16 protein-coding genes are annotated in these 22450 nt (G+C 43.3%); 1 reads left to right on the top strand and 15 read right to left on the bottom strand.

What is annotated here, in order from left to right; all coding sequences use genetic code 11:
- Nucleotides 1-411 precede the first annotated feature (411 nt).
- The 15 genes from HG263_RS10175 to HG263_RS10105 form a co-directional block, all read right to left on the bottom strand.
- Nucleotides 412-702, bottom strand: a complete 291-nt coding sequence (locus HG263_RS10175; RefSeq protein ID WP_171625969.1) for a PilZ domain-containing protein — start codon at nt 700-702, stop codon at nt 412-414.
- Nucleotides 703-711: 9 nt separating this feature from the next.
- Complete coding sequence (locus HG263_RS10170) at nt 712-1095, bottom strand: response regulator (RefSeq protein WP_171626103.1); 384 nt, start codon at nt 1093-1095, stop codon at nt 712-714.
- A gap of 89 nt (nt 1096-1184) precedes the next feature.
- Nucleotides 1185-5066 (bottom strand): ATP-dependent RNA helicase HrpA, encoded by a 3882-nt coding sequence (hrpA, locus tag HG263_RS10165; RefSeq protein WP_171625968.1) that lies wholly within the window; start codon nt 5064-5066, stop codon nt 1185-1187.
- A 102-nt stretch (nt 5067-5168) separates the two neighbouring features.
- Nucleotides 5169-5597 carry a CBS domain-containing protein gene (locus tag HG263_RS10160; RefSeq protein ID WP_171625967.1) on the bottom strand — a complete coding sequence of 143 codons (429 nt, stop codon included), beginning with the start codon at nt 5595-5597 and terminating at the stop codon, nt 5169-5171.
- A 70-nt stretch (nt 5598-5667) separates the two neighbouring features.
- Nucleotides 5668-6726 (bottom strand): isoaspartyl peptidase/L-asparaginase family protein, encoded by a 1059-nt coding sequence (locus HG263_RS10155; RefSeq protein WP_171625966.1) that lies wholly within the window; start codon nt 6724-6726, stop codon nt 5668-5670.
- A gap of 129 nt (nt 6727-6855) precedes the next feature.
- Nucleotides 6856-7566 carry a SapC family protein gene (locus HG263_RS10150; RefSeq protein WP_171625965.1) on the bottom strand — a complete coding sequence of 237 codons (711 nt, stop codon included), beginning with the start codon at nt 7564-7566 and terminating at the stop codon, nt 6856-6858.
- A gap of 172 nt (nt 7567-7738) precedes the next feature.
- Nucleotides 7739-8674: an SMP-30/gluconolactonase/LRE family protein gene (locus HG263_RS10145; protein ID WP_171625964.1), complete on the bottom strand. Its 936-nt coding sequence runs from the start codon at nt 8672-8674 to the stop codon at nt 7739-7741.
- Nucleotides 8675-8682: 8 nt separating this feature from the next.
- On the bottom strand, nt 8683-11070 hold the full coding sequence (locus HG263_RS10140) for a beta-N-acetylhexosaminidase (RefSeq protein ID WP_343043979.1): 2388 nt from the start codon (nt 11068-11070) through the stop codon (nt 8683-8685).
- Nucleotides 11063-12043 (bottom strand): sugar kinase, encoded by a 981-nt coding sequence (locus tag HG263_RS10135; RefSeq protein ID WP_171625963.1) that lies wholly within the window; start codon nt 12041-12043, stop codon nt 11063-11065. The genes HG263_RS10140 and HG263_RS10135 overlap by 8 nt, the downstream gene beginning before the upstream one ends.
- Nucleotides 12040-13467 (bottom strand): sodium:solute symporter family protein, encoded by a 1428-nt coding sequence (locus HG263_RS10130; protein ID WP_171625962.1) that lies wholly within the window; start codon nt 13465-13467, stop codon nt 12040-12042. Before HG263_RS10130 ends, HG263_RS10135 begins: the two co-directional genes overlap by 4 nt.
- A gap of 31 nt (nt 13468-13498) precedes the next feature.
- Nucleotides 13499-13885, bottom strand: coding sequence for a RidA family protein (locus HG263_RS10125; protein WP_171625961.1), 387 nt, complete (start codon nt 13883-13885; stop codon nt 13499-13501).
- A gap of 20 nt (nt 13886-13905) precedes the next feature.
- Complete coding sequence (locus tag HG263_RS10120) at nt 13906-15366, bottom strand: N-acyl-D-amino-acid deacylase family protein (protein ID WP_171626101.1); 1461 nt, start codon at nt 15364-15366, stop codon at nt 13906-13908.
- Nucleotides 15367-15380: 14 nt separating this feature from the next.
- The gene (locus HG263_RS10115; RefSeq protein ID WP_171625960.1) at nt 15381-16253 is read right to left on the bottom strand and encodes a MurR/RpiR family transcriptional regulator; all 873 of its coding nucleotides are present in this window, start codon (nt 16251-16253) and stop codon (nt 15381-15383) included.
- Between the two features lie 13 nt (nt 16254-16266).
- Nucleotides 16267-17490, bottom strand: a complete 1224-nt coding sequence (locus HG263_RS10110) for an amino acid deaminase (protein WP_171625959.1) — start codon at nt 17488-17490, stop codon at nt 16267-16269.
- Between the two features lie 117 nt (nt 17491-17607).
- Nucleotides 17608-20826 carry a TonB-dependent receptor gene (locus HG263_RS10105; protein ID WP_171625958.1) on the bottom strand — a complete coding sequence of 1073 codons (3219 nt, stop codon included), beginning with the start codon at nt 20824-20826 and terminating at the stop codon, nt 17608-17610.
- A gap of 685 nt (nt 20827-21511) precedes the next feature.
- On the opposite strand from HG263_RS10105, the gene HG263_RS10100 reads away from it, so the two are divergent.
- On the top strand, nt 21512-22426 hold the full coding sequence (locus HG263_RS10100) for a glycosyltransferase (protein ID WP_171625957.1): 915 nt from the start codon (nt 21512-21514) through the stop codon (nt 22424-22426).
- The last annotated feature ends 24 nt before the right edge of the window (nt 22427-22450 follow it).

The following is a 22450-nucleotide window of genomic DNA, read 5'->3' as shown; positions in this document are numbered from 1 at the left end:
GTGGTTATAGCGTAACTCAATTACTGACGGCCCTGAAGTCTATAGCAACCAAACCAAGAGTGAGTCGGTTAGCCCTTTTACTTTCATCACACAACGGCTTTATATGATGTACTGAACTACGGCTATGGCATATTTCAACAACACCTGAACTAGGGCCGTTTATTGACATGGCAGAGATTTAGACGGGTTAGGCAGCGAATAAGTGTTTGCTCCACAATCGAATAGCAGCGTCTTTTTACTTATCTCTAGTGATGGAAGGAAGTTTGTAATGCTTGGTAGAAAGTTGATTCTTCATCTGCTTGCTAAAGCAGGTGAACAAAATAAACGCGATTAACATTTAGACCTTTCGCACAGTACTGTTTAGATAGCGCTTCGCATAGCGCTCAAGGGCTACGCGAAGCATAAAAGCATTTAATTAAACTGCTTTATTTCAAGCCCTAGTATGTACTGACCATCTTGCTCTTGTGAGCAGCGCACCACATTGGCATGCGCATTTAAAGGCGGTATAGCTGCACTGGTAGAGTTAATATGTACTTCTATCAGCGTATTTGCTTCAACGGGTTCCGTTACTTCTATCGACAAGCCTGTTGCACTCAAATCATGACATTTACCTTCAAATGTTATACCCGACTCTAATATCGTCAATCTGGCTTTTGTATTGACCATCATGCGCATAAACCGCCGTTTGTCTTCGTGCAACATACTTCCCCCTTAAACCATTGATTTTAGTTGTTCTAATAAGGACTGAATGGTGAATGGTTTTATCACGTAGGCATCACAACCCGCCTCATAACCGGCTTGTTGTTCTTGCTTTGATTCTAAACCTGACACCATTACAACGGGAATATCTTTGGTTTCCGGTGTGTTTTTTAACATACGACATGTGTCATACCCATCAAGCCCTGGCATACATACATCTAGTAAAATGGCGTCGGGCTTGTGCGCTATCGCATTGGATAAACAACTCTTACCCGAATCGGCATAACTTAGCGTAAACGCATCAGACAAAGCCATACTGAGCATTTCATAGTTAAAATATTCATCATCTACCACCAACACATGTGGCGTGTTATTCCTTTGTTCTTGAGTGGACATAGTTGATGTCACTTCCTTTTCAAAATCCAAAAATAGTTCCTATTAATAAGGTAATTGGCTTGGAGTAAATTGCAAGTTAATAAAAGCAATTATTCACATTCCTTCAAAGCATTCATTACCCGTTTAGCTGATATGGGATATGGCGTGCCAAGTGTTTGTGCAAAGAGTGATACGCGCAGCTCTTGCTGCATCCAAAAAATATCCGCTACATTATCAGGTAAAGGATGCCCTTTTGGAATACGGCCAATCACTTTTTGATAAGCTTCAGCGACTTTTTCTAGCTCTAACACACATAGCCTATCTCTATTTGGGTCTACTGGGAGCTTTTCTAAGCGTTTTTCTATCGCTTTCATATAGCGCAACAAGTCTGGCAGTTTTGCGGCACCATGGCCACTTACAAAGCCTTTAAAAATAAGCGACTCAAGTTGAGATTTAATATCGCCGTGGGCCGTTATCATGGTCAAGTCTACCCTTCCCTTCATGCGTTTGTTAATTGCATGCGCAATACTCAGCACTTGTTCAACCCCAGTAGCAATACGCACAACGGTGTCACCTAGTTCACCACGAATGCGCTCTTTTGCTTGCTCAAACGCTTGCTCATCACGAATGTCGTTATTGGCGAGCAATAAATCAACGCCTGCCGCAATACAGTCGTCGATCAAATCTTGTACTTTACCAAACGGGTTAAAATACAAGCCCAACTTGGCTTTATTCGGTAAATGTTGTTGTAAGTATTTTATTGGTGACGGCACGTTTAAGAGAACTAAACGACGCAAGCCCTTTTGATGCGCAGCCATGGCCTTAACTGGGTTGTCGAATAACTCTATCGCCGCAGAAGACTTTTTATCAACAAGTGCAGGAAACGCTTTGATTTCGTAGTTTCCTTGTTTTTTAGTGTACTCTGTTGGCAGTTGACCAAATTCCCATTGCGTTAAATCAGTACGCTCTATTCCTTTTTCAGCAACTTGAGACAACGTGTCTGATACCCTACCTTGTAACTTATCTTTGAGCGTTTGTAATTCAAAACCATGAGCAATAACCTGATTGTCATCGCCTATGACTTGAAACTGAATTTTTAGATGGGGATCAAGCGCACTTAAATCCCAATCTTCAACGTCCACTTTCACGCCAGTCATACGCAATAGACGATTAGCTAAGACTTCAAGTAAAGCCCCCTGCATCGGTTCAATCGATGCTAATACCGCATCTGCATAATTCGGTGCTGGCACAAAGTTACGGCGTAGGTTTTTGGGTAAGCTTTTAATCAAACCACAGATCAACTCATGGCGAAATGCGGGAACATGCCAATCAAAGCCTTGCTGATCAACCTGATTTAATAGTGCTAAGGGAATGTTCACTAACACCCCATCTATGGCTTGCCCAGGTTCAAAGTGATATTCTAGCGGCAACATTAAATTCCCTTGCTGCCATACATCTGGATAATCAAATTCGGTGATTTGTTGTGCGTCGTGCTGCATCAAAAACTCTTTGCTCATATGCAAAAAGCGTTTATCGGTCTGTTTTTGCTTTTTCCACCAGTGATTAAAACCTGCACGCGTGCAAACATCTTGCGGTATGCGCTGCTCATAAAATTCAAACAACGTTTGTTCATCAACCAAAATATCGCGACGACGTGCTTTTTGCTCAAGCACATGTATGTCGTCTATTAGCGCTTGGTTATGTTGTAAAAAGCTTTCATTTTGCCCTAATTGCTGCGCAATCAACGCCTCTTTTATGAATAACTCACGACATAGTTTAGGCTCTATTTGGCTATAAACAGTTCGCTTACGCGCAACAATAATGAGTCCAAACAAAGTTTGCTGTTCAAAAGCAATGATACAGCCGGGCTTTTTCTCCCAATGAGGTTCACTAAAACTGCGCTTAACCACATGTTGAGCCAAAGGTGCAATCCAATTCACATCAATTTTGGCATTGATACGCGCATAGAGTTTACTGGTTTCAACCAGCTCTGCTGACATCAACCATTTCGGGCTCTTTTTGAACAGGCTAGAACCCGGGAAAATATGAAATTGGCTATTACGAGCGCCCTTATAATGTTGTTTTTCATCTTTAGCACCAATGTGGCTTAACATGCCGCTAAGTAACGCCTGATGAACATTATCTAGGTTCGCTTGATTGTCACTCAATTGCATATTCATTTCCCCGCAGATGGTGCTCAGCTGATAAACAATGTCTTGCCATTCACGAATACGCATATACGCCAAAAAGTCCTTTTGGCATAACTTTCTAAACTGTGCGCGCGACAATTCTTGCTGTTGTTGTTCGATGTAATACCATAAGTTCAAAAACGCCACAAAATCTGAATCTGGGTGCTCAAATCGGGCGTGTTTTTCATCTGCTGCGCCACGTTTTTCTTGTGGACGCTCTCTTGGATCTTGAATTGACAAAGCTGCCACTATCACGATCACTTCTCGAAGCGCACCTAGCTTATCAGCGGTAAAGACCATTTTTGCTAAACGCGGGTCAATAGGTAAACGGCTTAAGGTGCGACCCGATTGCGTTAATTTAGTGCTGTGACGTCGCTTACTTGGATGTACCGCCTCAAGCTCTTCTAATAGGGCAATACCATCATTAATGTTACGGCTGTCAGGTGCTTGTACAAACGGAAACTCGCTGATATCTCCCAGCCCCAGACCTAGCATTTGTAAAATAACCGAAGCGAGGTTAGTTCTGAGTATTTCTGGATCGGTAAATTCAGGGCGAGATAAAAAGTCATCTTCTGAATACAAGCGAATACAAATCCCCGCCTCTACACGACCACATCGCCCCTTACGTTGGTTGGCGCTGGCTTGAGAGACTGGCTCGATAGGCAAGCGTTGTACTTTCGTACGGTAACTATAACGACTGATTCGGGCCGTACCAGGGTCTATGACATAACGAATACCTGGCACTGTTAAAGATGTTTCAGCCACATTTGTTGATAATACAATGCGCCGTTGACTATGTGGGGCAAAAATACGGTTTTGTTCGGCATTAGATAAGCGCGCATACAAAGGTAAAACTTCAACGCCTTTTAGGTTACGCTTTTCTAGTGCTTCTGCCGTATCACGAATTTCCCGCTCGCCATTCATAAAAATCAGAATGTCGCCAGGGCCTTCAGCACACAACTCATCGACTGCATCGAAAATACCTTGCAGTTGATCGCTTTGCGCCTCGCTGTCATTACTGGCTGTATCCAAAACTGGCCTGTATCTGACTTCTACAGGATAAGTACGACCTGACACCTCAATGATTGGCGCATTATTAAAGTGTTTTGAAAAACGCTCAGGGTCAATGGTAGCCGAGGTAATGATCACTTTTAGATCAGGGCGCTTGGGTAACAGGTTTTTAAGGTAGCCAAGAATAAAATCAATGTTTAGGCTGCGCTCGTGCGCCTCATCAATAATAATGGTGTCATACTGATTTAAATACCTATCTTGCTGAATTTCAGCAAGTAAAATACCATCAGTCATCAACTTTACGTAGGTATTGTCAGACACTTGGTCGCTAAAACGAATTTTAAAACCGACTTGCTGGCCAAGCTCGCTGTTTAGCTCTTCTGCGATTCGGTTTGCCACGCTGCGCGCGGCAAGCCTTCTTGGCTGAGTATGACCGATGTAGCCATCTACACCTCGACCCAACTCCAAGCAAATTTTAGGTAACTGAGTGGTTTTACCTGAGCCGGTTTCCCCCGCGACAATAACGACCTGATGGTTTTCGATAGCCTTTTTTATGTCATCTTTTTTTTGGCTGACGGGCAATTGCTCAGGGTAAGAAACCTTAGGTAAGTGTTCGGTACGTTGTACTTTAAGTGCTTGGCTTTTTTCTATTGCCGCTTTGATTGTGGCAACCACCTTACCTTGTTTGTTTGCATCTGCAATTTTATTTGCGCCATGCAAACGCTTTTTAAGAATAAACTGGTCTTTTTTCAAACAAGAATTTAGCTCAGCAAACAGTGGTCCTACACTCACTACACATTACCTATTTAACGTAAAATTTAAGAGCGCGTAGTGTATCAAAAACCGTTCACTGAGCCTATGCTCTAACGCAGAATATCTCTGCGCATTTTTGTGTTAAACGTACCTATGGCCAGATGTATAAGCATCATGCAAATGTTTATCAATGGCCAAAAGGACATTAGCTCGACTTATCACCCCCATTAAACAGCCTTCGTCATCCACAACGGGGTACACCTTAGGTTTATTAACCGTCATTTTATCTGCTATTTGCACAATACTGTCATTTGGGCTGACACATACAGGATTGGCACTCATAACGTCACCCACTACACTGTGTGATTCGTTTTGATAAGTAGCTTCTAACATTTTTCTTAAACAGTCTTGCTCAGATAAAAAACCTACGACTCGCTTATTGCTATCAACAACAGGCCCACCCGATTGTGCGCTTTGTAATAGTTTTTCTACCGCAGACTCGATACGCATTTCAACAGTAAAGGTAACAGGGCGATGATTTAAGTAATCAGCGACTTTAATCGATTGCATAATTCTTTGCTCCATATAAAAAACGCCAGCAATTTAACTATAGCTGGCGTGTATGGAATTGCCTGTTTTTTCAATCGTTTTTAAAGATTCCTACATAACTTTCTTGGCGGCTAGATTTACTCGCCCTATACATGCCTTTAGTATTAAAAGGCATACTAATATTCCCTTTTGTATCAACAATGATCACTCCACCAGTACCACCAATGGGCGCAAGAACATCATGTATCACTTCGTTACCAGCCTGAGTAATTGATTTATTTTGGTACTGTACTCGCGCACAAATATCACTGGCAACGCTATAGCGAATGAAAAATTCACCATGACCTGTTGCTGAAACAGCACATGAACGGTTGTCAGCAAACGTCCCCGCCCCAATTACCGGTGAGTCGCCAATTCTGCCAAAACGCTTTGCGGTCATACCTCCGGTTGAAGTGCCCGCCGCTAGATTGCCATTTTGATCCAAAGCCACAGCCCCCACTGTACCCATTTTATATTGGCTAGGTAATGTTTGATGCGCCGCTTGATATGACTTTGTGCCAGCTTTTTTTGCATCTAACTTTTGCTTTGCCTCTTTTAATGCTTCAAAGCGATGTGGTGTATCAAAATAATGGTTATCAATTAAATCGAACCCTTGGCGTTTTGCAAAATCTTCCGCCCCCTCACCACTGAGCAACACGTGTACAGAGTCTGTCATCACTTTTCTGGCAAGATTGATTGGGTTTTTAATATGCTTTACACCTGCTATAGCGCCTGCTTGTCGGTCTCGACCATCCATAATTGAAGCATCAAGCTCATGCTCTTCATCATAGGTATAAACAGCACCTTTACCAGCATTAAAAAATGGTGAGTCTTCGAGTACATTTATCGCAGTAGTTACAGCATCCAAACTCTCACCACCAGATGCTAAAACAGCATAACCTGCTTCTACCGCTTCTTTTAACTTTGCCCGATATGCCGCTTCTTGTTCTTCACTAAAACGACTTTTATCTATGGTTCCCGCACCGCCATGAATGGCAATTGCGACTGGCTTGGCGATAGGCTTGGCGACTGCCTTGGTCTGCGCTACAACACTATTTGAAATGACAACACATAACCCCAAGGTAGATAGCAACGGATATTTGTTTTTCATTCTTTTCTCCCCTTAAAGTACCACCATGCTTCCCAATATAACAACTTGCAACAAAAACGCGACTAAACACTACGGCAATAAAAAAGGCACCCTAGGGTGCCTTTTTTAAATTATTTTGTATCGCTGCTATTAAGCTTCAGCACGTTGTGCTTTTAAGCGTGCTAAACGTGCAACTTGGTGCGTTGACGTTAAGAAAGCAAAGATTGGCGCTAGGTAACCACGTTTACGTAGTTCTAGATAATCTTCATCGCTCAGCTCATTAAGCTTGCGCTCATCAACAAGATAGATGCCGTTGATGTCTTTTTTCTCGCCCTTGATTTCAACAGTCAGTGTTTGCTGAACAAGTAGCTCTTTGTCTGCTAAATGCTTTGTGAACGCTTCAGTTACACGTGAAAACTCAATGAAGTTAACCAGCGCTTCTTTACGACGTGTAAGATATTCAGTCTCTTTGCCGTCTTCAAATAACGCGTTACCTTCTTCTTCACCTACCAACGGGCTTGCTTCATCAATCACAATACCAAACTGGTCTTCTTCAGGGTGCTTAACAAGACCAAATGGGTAACGAGTCACAGCCAAAGGTGCAAAACCTGCAGTCCACTTACCATCTTGAACAAATAGGTTTTCACCTGGCTCTAAGCCAAACATAGCGACAGCTTGGAACTGACCTGTTTCATTGTTCTTTACGAATGCCATTGGGAATTCTGTTGCTACACGAGCAAACTCATGTGCTACTACTGGAATTAAGTGCTGTGATTTTAAGAAATCAACGTTAATGCCATTTTGTACTTTAGTGTTGGCATGTTTTTCGTTGTGTAAAGGCTGCACTTGTTGCTCCGCCATAATACTACTCCATTCATTTACGTAATTATCACTTTTGTGGGCTTAAGGCTAAAGGTTTTGGGCACAAATTGGAAGTTAAATATTTATAGCAGCCTTTGTGTACGTAACTGTCCATTTAAAAAATTAACCTTTCCCGATCACCATTACTCTGGATTAATTAAAAGTAATACTTTTATAGCGGCGACTTAGCGCCTTGATCTGCAACACTCATGGCAAAGTTACGGCCAGCGAAGTTTGCCTTGAACATTTCAATGGCACCACGTTTTTGCATGGTAACAAACACGCTTTTGCCATCGTCCCCTCCAAATGCAACGTTTGTAGGGTACTGGCCTTTGAGGTTTATTTGCTCAATCAACTCACCACGTGGCGACACTACTACAACCATTCCTGCACCGTAACGGGCAATATATAGATTGCCTTGGGCATCAGTCCTCATACCATCTAAGCCAAAATCAGAAAATGCTATATGAAGCTGTTTGTTTGCAACGTTGCCATCTGCATCAAGGTTATAGCGCCAAACCTTACGTTGCACACTTTCGTTAACATAAAGCGTTTTATTATCTGGGCTTACCGCTACACCATTGGTAGTTCCCATATTGGTTTCAACTAAGTGAGTACTGCCGTCGGTGTCAATACGCCACAAATTACCGGTATTATTTTGCCAGTTAGGATCGCTGGCAAACACAATACCATTGTCCATCATTGCCAAATCATTGGGCTGATTCATGTTACTGTTATGTGCATATACGCTAAGATGTTTCGAAATATCTAAATCTTTTCTAAGGGCTGCTGCAGATATACGCAATACGTTGTGATTAACATAATCGGCGATGAACATATTACCTTGTTTATCAAAGCGAATACCATTTCCCACTGATCCATTCGGTAACTTTAACAACATTTGGGCATGCCCCTGTCTAGTTACCATCCCAATGGTGCCTTCTTGGCCATAATTAACAGCAAATAACCTGCCGTTGGCATCCACTGCTGGCCCTTCGACACCTTGGGTAAACACACCATCTTTTATCCAATCTTGCGTTTCAACAGTGGCATTTTTCGCAGCCACATTGCTCACTGCGAACAGTAAACCAATTAATGTCAGTTTCATTGTCGTCCTTATTTGCATGCTAAATATAACTCTCGTAAAGGGTAGATAGCGGCGATGACTGTTTCGTCATGCAACTGCTGTAAACTCAGTAATTTTCGATCTAACTTAAGTTCATCAGAGTGATTCTTGCACACCGCCAACACCTTATTAGCGAGCAAAACAAATTGCTGTAGTTTGTCAGCTATACGTTGCACATCTTTTAATAACTGGCTTTTCGCCAATAGATATTTATTTTCACGTAGCGTGATTTGCCAATGGTTAAGCTGTGTAGCTATCACTTCAAGCTCGGCTTTATTACCAGCCAAATATTGCACTACGCTCGTTCGGATAGCTCGTACAACCTGACTTTCAACCGCTAAGTAATCTACAAACGACGTTAAAGAAGCCTCTTGATGGTACTCATTATTACGGTATTTAATATGATGGCGAGTGTAATAGTGACTCGGCTCTAGCATCTGTGCCATGGTATTAAGCAAATGCCGTGAGGCGGCTTGTTCTGTGCCACTGAGGTTTTTATTCACTAAATCAGTAAAGCCGTTTTGCTGTTGTGAAAGATGCGCTAAACCAACCACTTTATCCGCATATGCACTTATTATTTCTAAGCGCTCATACATATTATTAGTGTCTGTGGTTTCTTTGCTAGACCATAAACGTTCAGCAATGGCATAGAGCCTTGGCCAGATACGCAAGTCGATATTGTCTTTAGTCACCAGCTCACTCCAAATAGTGGCCTCAGCACCTAAAATCAGCGTTTCTTGTGCTTTGCTAAGTGAAGGAGAAAAGCTTACTGCTTGGGCTTTTTGTAATGCTTTTATCTCAAGCGGGTAGCGACTGTTACCTATCATCACAAAGCCGAGTTCTTTTGTTAAATCAAGCTCAAATATCAGCGGCCCCATCCAGCTATCCAAAGTTGTAACTAAGCGGTTACTTTTCCCTGTAGGTAAACTTATTACTTGTGCAGCTTGGTGATGTTGATTGTTTAATTTGATGAGTACCTGCTGTCCAAGTACGAGCAACTCCCCCTTTACATAACTGCCCTTGAGCCGTTTGATAACAAAAGTTCGGCTCAGCTTTGGCTTGGTTAACGCAACTTTATCTTGCACTTTGTGTGGATCATTGCGGTAGTGATAACTTGTGTACTGAGGTTGATCAATATAAAAACCCGTCGACAAAATACCTTGATAGCCACTTTTAGCCGCGCTATATAATGAATCATGCCCACGCCAAGACTGTACCACCACACTTTTTGATAACCGGGGATGCAAAATTTCATCCCACCCCATCATGATACGGTTGTACTTAGTGACGATTTTTTGCAGCCGAGCATTAAAATAGCTTTGCACGTCTTGCCCACTGGAAAGCTGATTCGCTACCATGAGTTTTTGAACTTCTTTGCTATTTAGCCATTGCTCAGGGTCTACTTCATCACCGCCAATGTGAAGGTAATTATCTGGAAAAATCGCTGTCATTTCAGCAAATAACTTATCAATAAACGTATACACTTTAGCATCAGCAATATTCAGTAGTGGCTTAAAAACTCCCCAGTGGCGCTGCATTTTATAGCCTTGGTTAAGGGTGATCAGCTCCGGATATGCAACCGCTATCGCACTGGCATGACCTGGCATACCAAATTCTGGCACTACTCTTATCCCAAGTAACGCCGCATACCGGATCACACCCAGTACCTGAGTTTGAGTATAAAAAAGCCCATCAGACGCTTGGCTTGTTAGTTTAGGAAATACCTTACTTTGCATTCGCCAACCTTGATCGTCCGTCAAGTGCCAATGCAGCACATTAAGTTTGGCCGAAGCCATCCCATCAAGTTGACGCTTAACCGTTTCTACTGGCATAAAATGACGAACACTGTCTAATAACAATCCACGCCATGCAAAGCGCGGGCTATCTTCAATCTTCACAAACGGCAACGTTATGTGATGTTCTTTGCTGCTCGACGCCAACTGAGACAGGGTTGATAAAGCGTGTTGCGCACCAAAAACAGATGCCGCTTGAATGGTGACTCCATTAGCATTAATTTTCAGTTGATAACTTTCATCCTCTCCAAATTGCGGGATCTGCAAAGACTGCTCAACAGTATTCACAACAATTGACAAATTCACTGGTTGTTCATCATTTGATAAAAACCAAGATGTTTGATGGCCTGATAGGCGAGTAAAGTGACCTGTTAGCCTATCTAGCTGAAACTGAGCTCTGTGTTTATTAAAACCCACCACCGACACACTCAAACTATTGGTAAGTTCTAGTGTCCCTTGGCCTAGCTGAATAGACTTTGGCATTGGCATAAGCGCCAATTGACTAAATACACTGGCGCTAAATAACAAGCCGGTCAGTAATGTTAAGCATTTAAAATGGCAGCACTTGGTTAGCAAATTACGCACTTATCACCTCCTCATTCTTAAACGTAGGCAATAAGTGAGGCGCAATCAGGGCACCATGGTGTTGAATAACCTCAGCCGCAACTTTATGCGCAAATTGAACTGCGCGCCTAATCGTATCATTTGTCTGTTGGTCACTCATCAGCCATGATGCTAAAAACCCAGCAGCAAACGCATCTCCTGCGCCGCTGGTATCGACAATGCATTGTTCGCTCAAAGGCTCAGCTGCAACATAAGTCAGTTCATTGCTATTTGGGCTTTTGATAACACAAGGCAATGCGCCTTGGCGTATAAGCAATAATTGGTTGCTGTTATTTTTATAGGACGTTATTACTTCATCTAGGGAGTGCATCCCGTGAATCGCAAATTCATCCTCAAGTGTTAAAAATCCGATATCAGCCAATGCCATCACCGCCAGATAAGCACAGTACGGCTTTCTGCCATACCAAAGAGACGGGCGATAATTGTTGTCGAATAAAACAGTGCCGCCTTGTTGTTTAAACCTTGTCAGTCGCTCTAGCAAGTAGGTAAGTTGTTCGTCACACAAAATCGCCAAACTTATCCCTGATAGATAAATAGCATCGATATTTTTAGTGTTGAGCGCTTCACTCAAAGGCTCATTGATTTTAAAGTAATCTTTTGCTGCGCTTTGCTCGCGCTCAAACTCAAAACTTCTCTCACCATGTTGATCTAACTTTATCCAATACTTGCCCATCGTTTTACTTTGATGCGTTACAACAAAATCACGGCTAATAGCCATGTCTTCTAATAACTTTTGAAATCGTTGACTGTATTGTTCAAGGCCAATAGCTGTCGCATATTTCACTTGAGGTGTTGGACAGTGCTCCACTTTTAGTAAAGAGGCGAGGTACCAAGCGCTGTTAAAGGTATCACCACCAAAATGGCAGGCTCCATTCGCACGATGTTCCACCATACACTCGCCGAAGAATGCAATTACCTTGATAGGTCTATTCATGACACCACCTGTGGTTGTGCTGTGTCGTCCACCTTATTTTTGCTAAGTAAACTCACCACCACACCAAGTAGCAAGGCACTCAAAAGTGCAGGAATAATGGGGTTACCAAAGTAAGCAAGCCAAGCGCTGTTGGTGCTTACAACTACCGCAGCCAAACTGCCACCAGCCAGTGTTGCCAAGCTCCCCTGCCACGTATAGCCTGGCCAAAATCGTCCAAGCAACCCCATGATGCACAAACCGGCTAATACAACCGATACCATTTTTGTAATGTAACCTACGATATCGCTGGAGAGCAGCGCCAATCCCAGCGCTGTAAATACCGTGGCTAACATCGCAAGCCGAGAGGTTAACAATTGTTTTTCTGGTGCTATCTCTGTTTGCATCAGCCATTTGTAGATATCACTGACTAGTACACTGACCCCAGCGATGGCATCTGAACTTGCGCTCGAAAGCGTAGCAGAAATGCCCGCCAGCAAAATAAAACCGCCCATTGCTGCAGGTAGGGTATTCAACGCAATATATGGAAAAGCAAAAGCGGGGTTATCTAATTGATCATTAAGTTCATAAGCGCAGATCCCAATTATCGCAGGGATCAAAGAAAACCCTAGATAAAGAACCCCTGATATCGCAAACGAGACACGAATACTCTTGACGCTATGTGCTGAATATATGCGCTGTCGAAATGACGGAGTCGCCAGTACCCCCACTAAAATAGCCAAGGACATTGACAGCGCAGGGAGCAGCCCTATGCTTTGATACGATAAAAAACCGTTATTGTACGCTATGTGATTGTTATCCAATGCTTGCCACCCTCCGATAACATCAAGGGCAAAGTAAGCCATCAGCAAAAAACCGACAAATAAAATAATGGCTTGGATGGAATCCGTCCAAACTACCGCTGAGTACCCGCCTAATGACACATAAATTGCCAAACCGATACCAATCAGTAACTTGGCACTGCTTTCATCAAGGCCTGTTAGCCATGACAAATACATGCCACCACCTATCAAGTGCGCCCCCAGCCAACCAATGCTGGCAGCATAGATCAAAACAGCTAGGAGTTTTTTCACAATTGCTTTGTTGCCAACATAGCTTGCAAGCTCCTCACTCATGGTAGCGAATGCCTGCGCGCGCGCGGGGGCAAACAGCCATGCCAGCAATAAGATCCCAAGCGCGCCACCAATACCGTAAAGCGCGCCGGCCCACGCATGTTGATAGGCAAATCCAACCGCCCCCATTGACGATCCAGTACCAACCATGGTTGCTACCGTAGTACCTAACGTAAGTAACAGCGGTACCTGACGTCCGGCTAATAAAAAATCGTCGCTGGAGCGTTGCCAGCGAGACACCACCCAACTTACCACAACCATCGCGAACAAATAGGCAACAAACGCAAACAAATAAATGAATTGGCTCTGTGACATACTTCCTCCACTACACGCTCACTGGTGAGCGTTATTCACCCTTATAACACGTCACATCGACTTCAACTTTGCACTGCACAACCAAGTCTGCCACCATGCATATGCGCGCAGGAGGATGAGCGCCAAAAAACTCGGCAAATACCTTATTAAATGATTGAAAGTATCGTGCATCGGTTAATATCACCGACACATGTGTTACATGTTCAAGGGCGTAACCCGCCTCTTCCATAATGGCAATACAGTTGTTTATCGCTAATCGTGACTGCTCAACAATCCCCCCTTCCACAACCTCACCATCTCGCATTGGTGTTTGTCCTGACACTTTAAGCCAACCACCCGCTTCCACCGCTCTTGCAAAAGGTAAATGTTGACCACCCGTGCCCGTGCCACCTTGAGCGCCAATTCGCCTTATTGTCATGTTAACCTCACACTTTATATTTAATTATTTTTAGATATTCGATTTAAAAATCGACCCGCTCGACCGTAATCCACCTCTGACGCAGGGTCTGCGCCGCCAACATAGCTGAGCTTACCGTTAACCCACACTCGCTCGATGCCTAATGCAGGTAAATGAGGTTGGCTATAGGTGGCTTGGTCGCGCACTGTTTGAGGGTCAAATAGCACCAGATCGGCAAAGTGCCCAACCTTTATTTGCCCACGCTTTTCAAGTTTAAATTGCCCTGCTGGCAACGCTGTCATTTTATGTATCGCTAAAGCCAATGACAGTGTTTGCTCGCCTTGGCTGTAATGCCCTAGCACTCTTGGAAAGGTTCCCCACAGCCTTGGATGAGGATGAGGGTCGCAAGGCAGTCCATCAGAGCCAATCATACTATGCTCATAACTAAGAAATTGCTTTACATCGTCTTCTAACATGCAGTGATACACAGCGCCTGCAGGTTGCAGTTTTTGCGCCGCATCCACTAATGACACATGCCATAGCGAGGCAATCTCGTGTAAATTTTTTTGCGCCATTTCTGGGTGAGGCTCTGACCATGTAATAAAGATCTCTGTCTCAGGCGTCACTTGGTTTAAGTCTAAGGTACTAGAGCTGGCTGCATAAGGGTAGCAATCGCAGCCAATGCATTGCTGCTGGCGTTGCTTTTCGAGGTGTGCGAGCACCTGTGATGCTCTTCCCCAATTTTCTTTGCCGGCACATTTTATATGCGAGATAACTAACGGCACACCTGCGTGTTGCGCCGTTGCAAATGCCTCATCCATAGCACCTAGAATGCCGCGAAATTCCGTGCGTAAATGGGTGGTATATATACCATCAAAAGGCGCAATAACTTTAGCCAACGCGTTCACTTCATCGGCGCTTGCCCCTTTGGCGTTGTGATAGGCAAGCCCCGAACTTAAACCCAAAGCGCCTTGTTCCATTGCCTGCATTAGCAACGCTTTCATTTGTGCTATTTCGCCGACACTTGCAGGTTGCGACAAATCTTCAACAACCTGCGCGCGCAAGCTCGTGTGCCCCACTAACATTGCTAAATTGACACTAGGTGCTGCCAGTTCAAATGCACGCTGATAATCGGCGAGCTCGGGATAGTTCAGCTGCTCTTTTGTGCCGAGTAAATTAATAGGATCAACAGGTGAATGTGCTTGGAAATATGGCGCTGCACTTATACCACAATTACCTGCGATCACGGTGGTGACACCTTGACTGATTTTGCTGATCATGTGAGGACTGCGAAGCACTTCCAAATCATCATGAGTATGCACATCAATAAACCCAGGCGCTAGCACCAGCCCTGTTGCATCATAGCTTTGCTGTGCTTGGCATTGAGTGCAATCACCAACAGCCACAATTGTATCCTTATTAATAGCAACATCCATGATTTTTGGTTGTTCACTCGGCCATTGATACACGGCCGCATTTCTAATAATGCTATCAACATACATTGTCTTCACGTCAGCTAGTCTCCCAGCGGGAAGCGTTTATCTGCAGGTGGAGCGTTGGCGCTCTTATCACGATGCTGGTCCAACTGAATTTTTAAACGCCTCAGCTTTTCTTTTGAACGTTTTTGGTTGCGTATAGCCACTTCACTGGAAAGAATATCTACCGCAGCCATCATTGCGTAACGCGCCGCACTGGGTTTGAAAATATAGTCGCTCTCTTGAGTTTTAATGGGCAGATGAAAATCTGCCATGTGTGCAAGTTCACTGTCTGGGCAAATAGCAACGAGCTGTGCGCCATACTCTTTTGCGATATGGGCAGCTTCCATCACATCAGGAGAAACACCGCTGAGTGATAAGCAAATCACAACATCATTTTTGTTAACCGTGGCTGCGGCCATACGCATCATCATAGGATCTGAATACGCATTACTTAGTACGTCTAAGCGAAAAAAGCGATTTTGACACTCTTGTGCCATCATGCTGCTTCCACCACCTACGCCAAAAATCAAACAATGCCGAGTAGCGCAAATCGCAGCACCGGCTTGCTCTACGATATGTTCCTCAATGAGTCCGGCATTAAGTGCTAAGATCTCTTGGATTGATGCATACACATGAGAAATTTTTTCTTTATCAACCAACTCAGGGTTGTTGAAGCGCTCGCCAATTGCCGCTGACTGAGTAAGCTGAAATTTTAAATCACGCACATTTTCACAGCCTAAAGTACGGGCAAGGCGCGTGATACTGGCGTGACTTACTTGCGCTTTTTCGGCTAACTCACTAATCGAAGCACTGGCTGCAAAGTTCAACTGGGCAATGATCAGTCGCGCAACCTTTTCCTCAGATGGACTGAAATGACCCAGCCCTTCCTTTATTTTACTTATAATATCCAAAGCGTTATCTCAATTAAAAATGTGTAGTAATAGTTTTGGTGATCACCCAGTCGCGCTCAACTATGCCAATGTGTTTCCATTTATCAAATGTTAAGCACGGGTGTGAAGTAGAAAAACATATCATATCGCCAACTTTGAGTAAGTGATTGGGCGGCAAACGTAACATCGCGTGTTGGTCCATGATTTTTTCAGTATAAAAATCACTATTTAGGCTTTGTAACCGCTTGCAGTAAGTACCATAATGATATTCCGGCTTGGGTAGTCCCGCATCAAAAGCAACATCACGTTTGCCCATACCTACGATTGCAAATCCCGGCTCTGGTAATGACGTTACATAAGCCCAAATAAATAAACTCGATACAAGCTCGCCTTCAATGCCGCACGCCGCTTCGCTGCGCTTTAGTATGGCTTGCTGTGCATTGTGATATATGCCTGTATCATGAATTAAATAGCATCCAGGACGAATAACAAATTTAAACTCACAAGTGTGTGCGCTGTGTTTCATCACCTTGGTTACAACATCGTACCAAGCAGATCCAGCACCGCTAACAATAGGTTCAGAACAGGCAAACATACCTTGTTGATGTAACTGCTCAGCGTACATTATTACACTTTCAACAAAGCGTTCTACATCTTGCTCGGCATGTTCGCCGCCAATGATCCCTTCGTAAAACCCTAATCCGACGATTTGAAGGCTTGGGTATGCATGACAAGCCTTGATTAAGCTTGTTAACTCAGCAAAGTTGCGCACCCCACAACGGCCACCTACCACACCTATCTCTAGCAGTAAGTTGACCTTCACTTCTTGTTGGTTAAAAAAATCCCCCAACGCGTGAACGTTATCGATTGAATCAACAAAACAAAATAGCTCCAGCGGTGCGCTTTTAAGTAAATTTGCAACTAACTCGAAGTGATAACGACCCACTAATTGGTTTGCCAAAATCACCCGCTTAATGCCAGCTTCAACTGCACAAATCAATTGCGGTACCGTTGCCACCGTAATTGCCCACGCGCCCATACCTTGTTGATATTTAAATAACTCTGGCGACATGGTGGTTTTGCCGTGTGGTGCAAGTAATACATTATTTTGCTGTGCAAACTGCGCCATCCAGTGTGCATTTTGCTGCAGTGCATCTTGGCGTAATACAGCAACAGGTAAACTCACTTGCTCAGCCAAAATATCCCAACCTTGCTGCAACTGCTGGGGATCACCTGAGCCTTTAAAAAAATCTGGCATAACCAATTCATTCCTTGTCTGTTACGTAGAAATAACTAAATAAGCGCATATAAACAAAGACTTTAAATAAGCCTGACCACCAGCGTATTGAGTTGTCAATACGCTGGCTTTTTAACACTAGAATGTGGCGCGAACACTCAAAGCAAACCGCCTATCAGTAGTAAAGTTCAGTGCTTGCGTTCGAGTACCTGCTTGGTTCATTTGATACTCGGTTTGTGTTTCCGTATCAAGCAAGTTACTTGCTTCAAAACCGACTTTCCAATTCTCGTTAATCGTGTAGTAAACGCTCGCATCCATCATGCCTGATGCTTTTGCATAGGCAGGCACATACTCTTCAGACTCTCGTAATGTCAATAAGTATTCTGAACGCCATGTATAAGCTAAGCGAAACGAGATTGCCTCGTGCTCATACATACCAATAATGTTGAAATTTTTATCTGAATAGCCTTGCAACGGCAAGCCACTAAATACACGGAACGTATTGCGGTTGTCATTCAATGGGTTACCATTTTCATCAAACCCAAGTGTGCCTGCAGATACTTCATTCGGGTCTTCAAGACCATCTTGGTCGATGTAAGTAAAGTTAAACTGTAAACCTAAACCACGCCACGCGCCTGGCAGCATGTCGTAAAACTGTGAGTAAGAAAACTCCGCACCACGCAATGTACCTGAACCAGTATTGGCTGGGCCATACGCTGAAATATCATAGGTTTCATCACCATATGTCACATCCAAGTCAAAAGCTCTATTACGTATAATGTTATCGAGCTTTTTATTGAATAAGCCAACCGTAATATAGCCTGCATCGGCAAAATACCACTCTGTGCTCAAATCAAGGTTAACGGATTCTTCAGGTTCAATGTATGGATTGCCCGATAACGCTGTTAATTCTATATCTTCTAAACCTACAACAGGGTTGGTTACTTCATCATAATCAGCGCCCGGCGTCTGTAAACGTCTGGTGTAATCCAAGCTAATAATATTGATATTTCTCGCATCAACCAAACTTGGATAATACACCGCTTTTGATGCGCCAAAGCGCACCACCACATCCTCAGCCACGCCAAAGCTCACATTAAGACTTGGCAATACCGTTGAATAATCAGTGCCATCTACCGTACTTAGTTCAGACTTTCCGCCCGCGATATCATAGTAACGCTTATATTCAGGTTGTTGCAGCACACTATTCAATGATGTGCCCACATCACCACGCTTTCTTTCTGGCGGTTGCACGAGCGCCCCAGTCGATTTAAGTTGGTAGTTCACATAACGCAAACCAACATTACCGACCACTGGGATACCTTGCAGTTCAAAATCAAAGTCGCCTCGGACATAAAACTCAGTGCGTTTTTCATTGGTTGAACTGATATTATGCGCTGCAAATGGCCCATCGACTCGATTTGGTTTATCCTCATATGGAACATATGTGCCGGTACAAACACCATTATTTTCTGCGCTTAACGTGGCATTGTGCCAGCCCTCTTTACAACCTTGACGCAAAGACTGAGCATAGTTTCTGACTAACTCCATTTTAGGGAATAAAAAGTTATTTACATTACCTTGCAGTACATCACCATGGTAATAGTCTGAAAAGTCCACGCGCTCAAACAACTCAGGCCTATTGACTGCCGCGGCTGCATTTCGGTCATCTTGATTCCAAGGTGTTCCTATGGCAGACCAACCCTCATAGGCTGTATCACGCACCGTTAACTCTTTATCCGACATATAGGCACCAGCACTTACACTCGTGAAGCTACCATCTAGCTCATATTTAAAATCGAGTTTAAAACTATCGGACTCAGCGCTGTTACGTTCGACTTGCTCCATACCACTGCCTAAGAACACATTCGGCACAGGGCCATTCCAGTCTTCATTTGGCGACCAACCCGCTGTGAGAATATTGTCACTTAAAAACTTAACCGTTGGACGCTCACCACGCATATCGAGATAATATGGCGAAACCACATGCACATGGTTGCCTCGGGTTTGACCCGACATACTATAGTTTTCAACTTCTTTGTCGGCACTTATATGTTGATAGTCAAAATCAACCGTGAGCCGGTCAATTGGCTTAAGAGTGAGCTTAAAGGACGTATCGTCTACCGTGTTTTCATTGCTGTTCCAACGGCTTCGATAGAAAAATGGTGTTTCGGGGGATACACCCAATGCAACACCAGAAGTGACAAAACCATTCTCAGTCGTTAACGGGTAACCATTTGCAGCGTCATCCATCCAGTTTTGTGAAGACCCCATAAAACTTTTAAAGCCCTGAGCTGCTTGACCAATTTGACGCTCATTCCACTCTAAAGATGCTTTTGAATGAATATGTTCAAGTGTTGCCACTATCGTTTCATCATTATTCGCCCACTGCAATGATGATGTTAAACCAGTACGCTTACGATCGTTCGTTGCCGTACTCATATGAATAGCCACAGGCACATGCCACACACTGCCCTCTGGCTGCCCTGGTAAAGCGGGGCCATCTACTGGTGACGACGGATCGACACCAGTAATGCCACCCCATTGATCCAAGGTAGGAACAAATGAATCACCTCGAGCATGGAAGTTACCTAGGCCAACTCCATCTCCTCGAGTTTGATATTCTGATTGAGACGCCGCAATTAAAAAACCAAACTTACCCGCACTTGTTTGCCAATTATCTGCAAATAAAGCCGAAAATGACGGCGTTGTTTCTTCTCTAAAGTCACCATAATTGGCTTTTGCATTGAATGAAATTAAACGCTCATCCGAATCAAACGGTTTACGCGTGATCAAATTAACGGTGCCCGATATACCACCGGAGATCAAATCAGCTGTTTGGTTTTTAACCACCTCAACCGCCCCCAATAGCTCCGCAGGAAAGTCTTCATAACTTAAGCCACCCGATGGGTTAGCACTAAAAGCATCACGACCATTTACTTCCGAACGCACTCGGTCTAAACCTCGCACTAATACGCCAGTCCCCTCATCGGCATAGTGCTTTGGATCATCTGAAGAAGCAAAGCGTTCAATGGTTACACCGGGTACACGCTGGAGCGCTTCTGTGACCGATTTGTCTGGTAATGCACCAATATCTGACGCCGTGATCACATCTTTGACAGTATCGGCATAGCGCTTAATATTTTGCGCACTGTTGATGCTGCCACGAATGCCTGTCACTTCTATTACTTCGACTGTATCATTACGATCGACCAACTTGACATCGCTGTCATTTTGAGCCAGTTCTTGAGCGGTGAGCATGAAAGGACTCAGCCCCACAATTGCTGAAGCAACAGCTAAACTTAACTTTGTTCGCTTTGATTTTTGTAAAGCATTATCGGTCACTTTATTAGACATGTTTGTTCCCTTATTATTATATTCAACCCAGTTGATGTATTACCCAAAAGTACAAATGCGTAAATAACTTCTGCAGTTACAAAATGAGAAGTTGTATAAACTTATAAAGCAACCTTTAATGTTACTTATTAACCGCAAGAAGCATCTTGTTTTGTTACTTTTTAACACAGGAGAATAAAAAGTAAACGTTTTTTTATACTAAAATGACTTCCCTTGTCCTCATTTTGCTGTTTACGCGGCCCTATTTAGCATCTTTGTATACTTGTTACACATTGAAAATAAAAACTTTTATGTCCCCTTTGTTAATTCATACCCACTTATAAAATTTTTAAGCTAGTAGAGAAAAAACCTTAAGATGTGGGGATGCATAAAGTACTAAAGTTCACCTAAACGTGATTGAATTGTCATTTTCCTTTGTTCTTATTTTGTGCTGAACATCAAAACAGTTTAAAAAACATCCACGCCAGCTCACCGCCCACCTGTTGAATAAAATTCAACCACCCATAAACTTAAATAAATTTCATTATTAATAAATTCATAAAGTTAATATTTTTTAAGGAGTTTCTAGCTATTTTCATCTTGAATAATATGAATCATGCCTTGATTTGTTTTTGTTTACATTTTATACATAAAGTGTCCAATTTAGGGGCAAGAAATAACTCTCAGCCAGATTAAGGAAAGTAGTATGAAAAAATGGCGGTCAGGGATTAGCGTTGTTATTCCAACATACAATCGTAGTCAACTGCTTAATCTCACTCTAAACAGCTTAGTGAGGCAAACACTTAACAATGACCTATTTGAAGTCATCGTTGTCGATGATGGCTCTAGTGATAATACCTCTGAGATTGTCCAGTCATTCGCAAACCGTTTAAAGATAAAGTATTTGTTCCAAGAAGACTTGGGATTTCGAGTAGCCAGAGCCAGAAATTTGGGTATTGCTTGTGCCTCTTTTGAGCATATCTTGTTTATCGACTCAGGCGTCCTCGTGGCACCAAATTGCTTGCAAAGCCACCTTCGCAATTTTGAAATCTGTGAAGTGGATGTACAGATAGGCCTATGCTATGGCTTTGAGGAACATAAAATATCTGATGTGGCTCAGTGCAAGCAAAGGCTTGGTGAGCCTGATATTTTTTCTGATAGTGAGTTTTTGGCACAATATAAAGATTGCCGCGACGCGTTCTTAGCCAAACAGCACTACTCCCTGAAACAAACCCGCGAGCCTTGGTTAATTTTTTGGACTTGCCATGCATCATGTAAAACAGCTGCTTTATATGCCATAGATGGCTTTGACGAAACCTTTACTAGTTGGGGAGGAGAAGACGTAGAACTCGCACTAAGACTGCAAAATTTAGGATATAAGTTTGCAATTAATGCCTCGGCACAAGCCATTCACTACCCTCATCACAAAGATCAAAACGCCATTAAGCGCAGTGCTAAAACAAATATTGAATACATTCACAATAAACATTGCACGGTCGCGACATTGCTTCTCAAGCAGGGTCTTTGCTGGAAAGATATTTTAGCCTCACATACTCAGCCTATTACATACAACCCTACGTCATTACTGCAAAACCCGCTCGATACGCTTCAAGCGCAATAACCCAGTTGAACTAATTTTTGGAAA

Origin of the sequence: Pseudoalteromonas caenipelagi (genome assembly GCF_013140855.1) — a bacterium.
In the GTDB taxonomy this organism is placed as follows: domain Bacteria; phylum Pseudomonadota; class Gammaproteobacteria; order Enterobacterales; family Alteromonadaceae; genus Pseudoalteromonas; species Pseudoalteromonas caenipelagi.
This window is presented reverse-complemented; position numbering and strand designations above follow the sequence as displayed.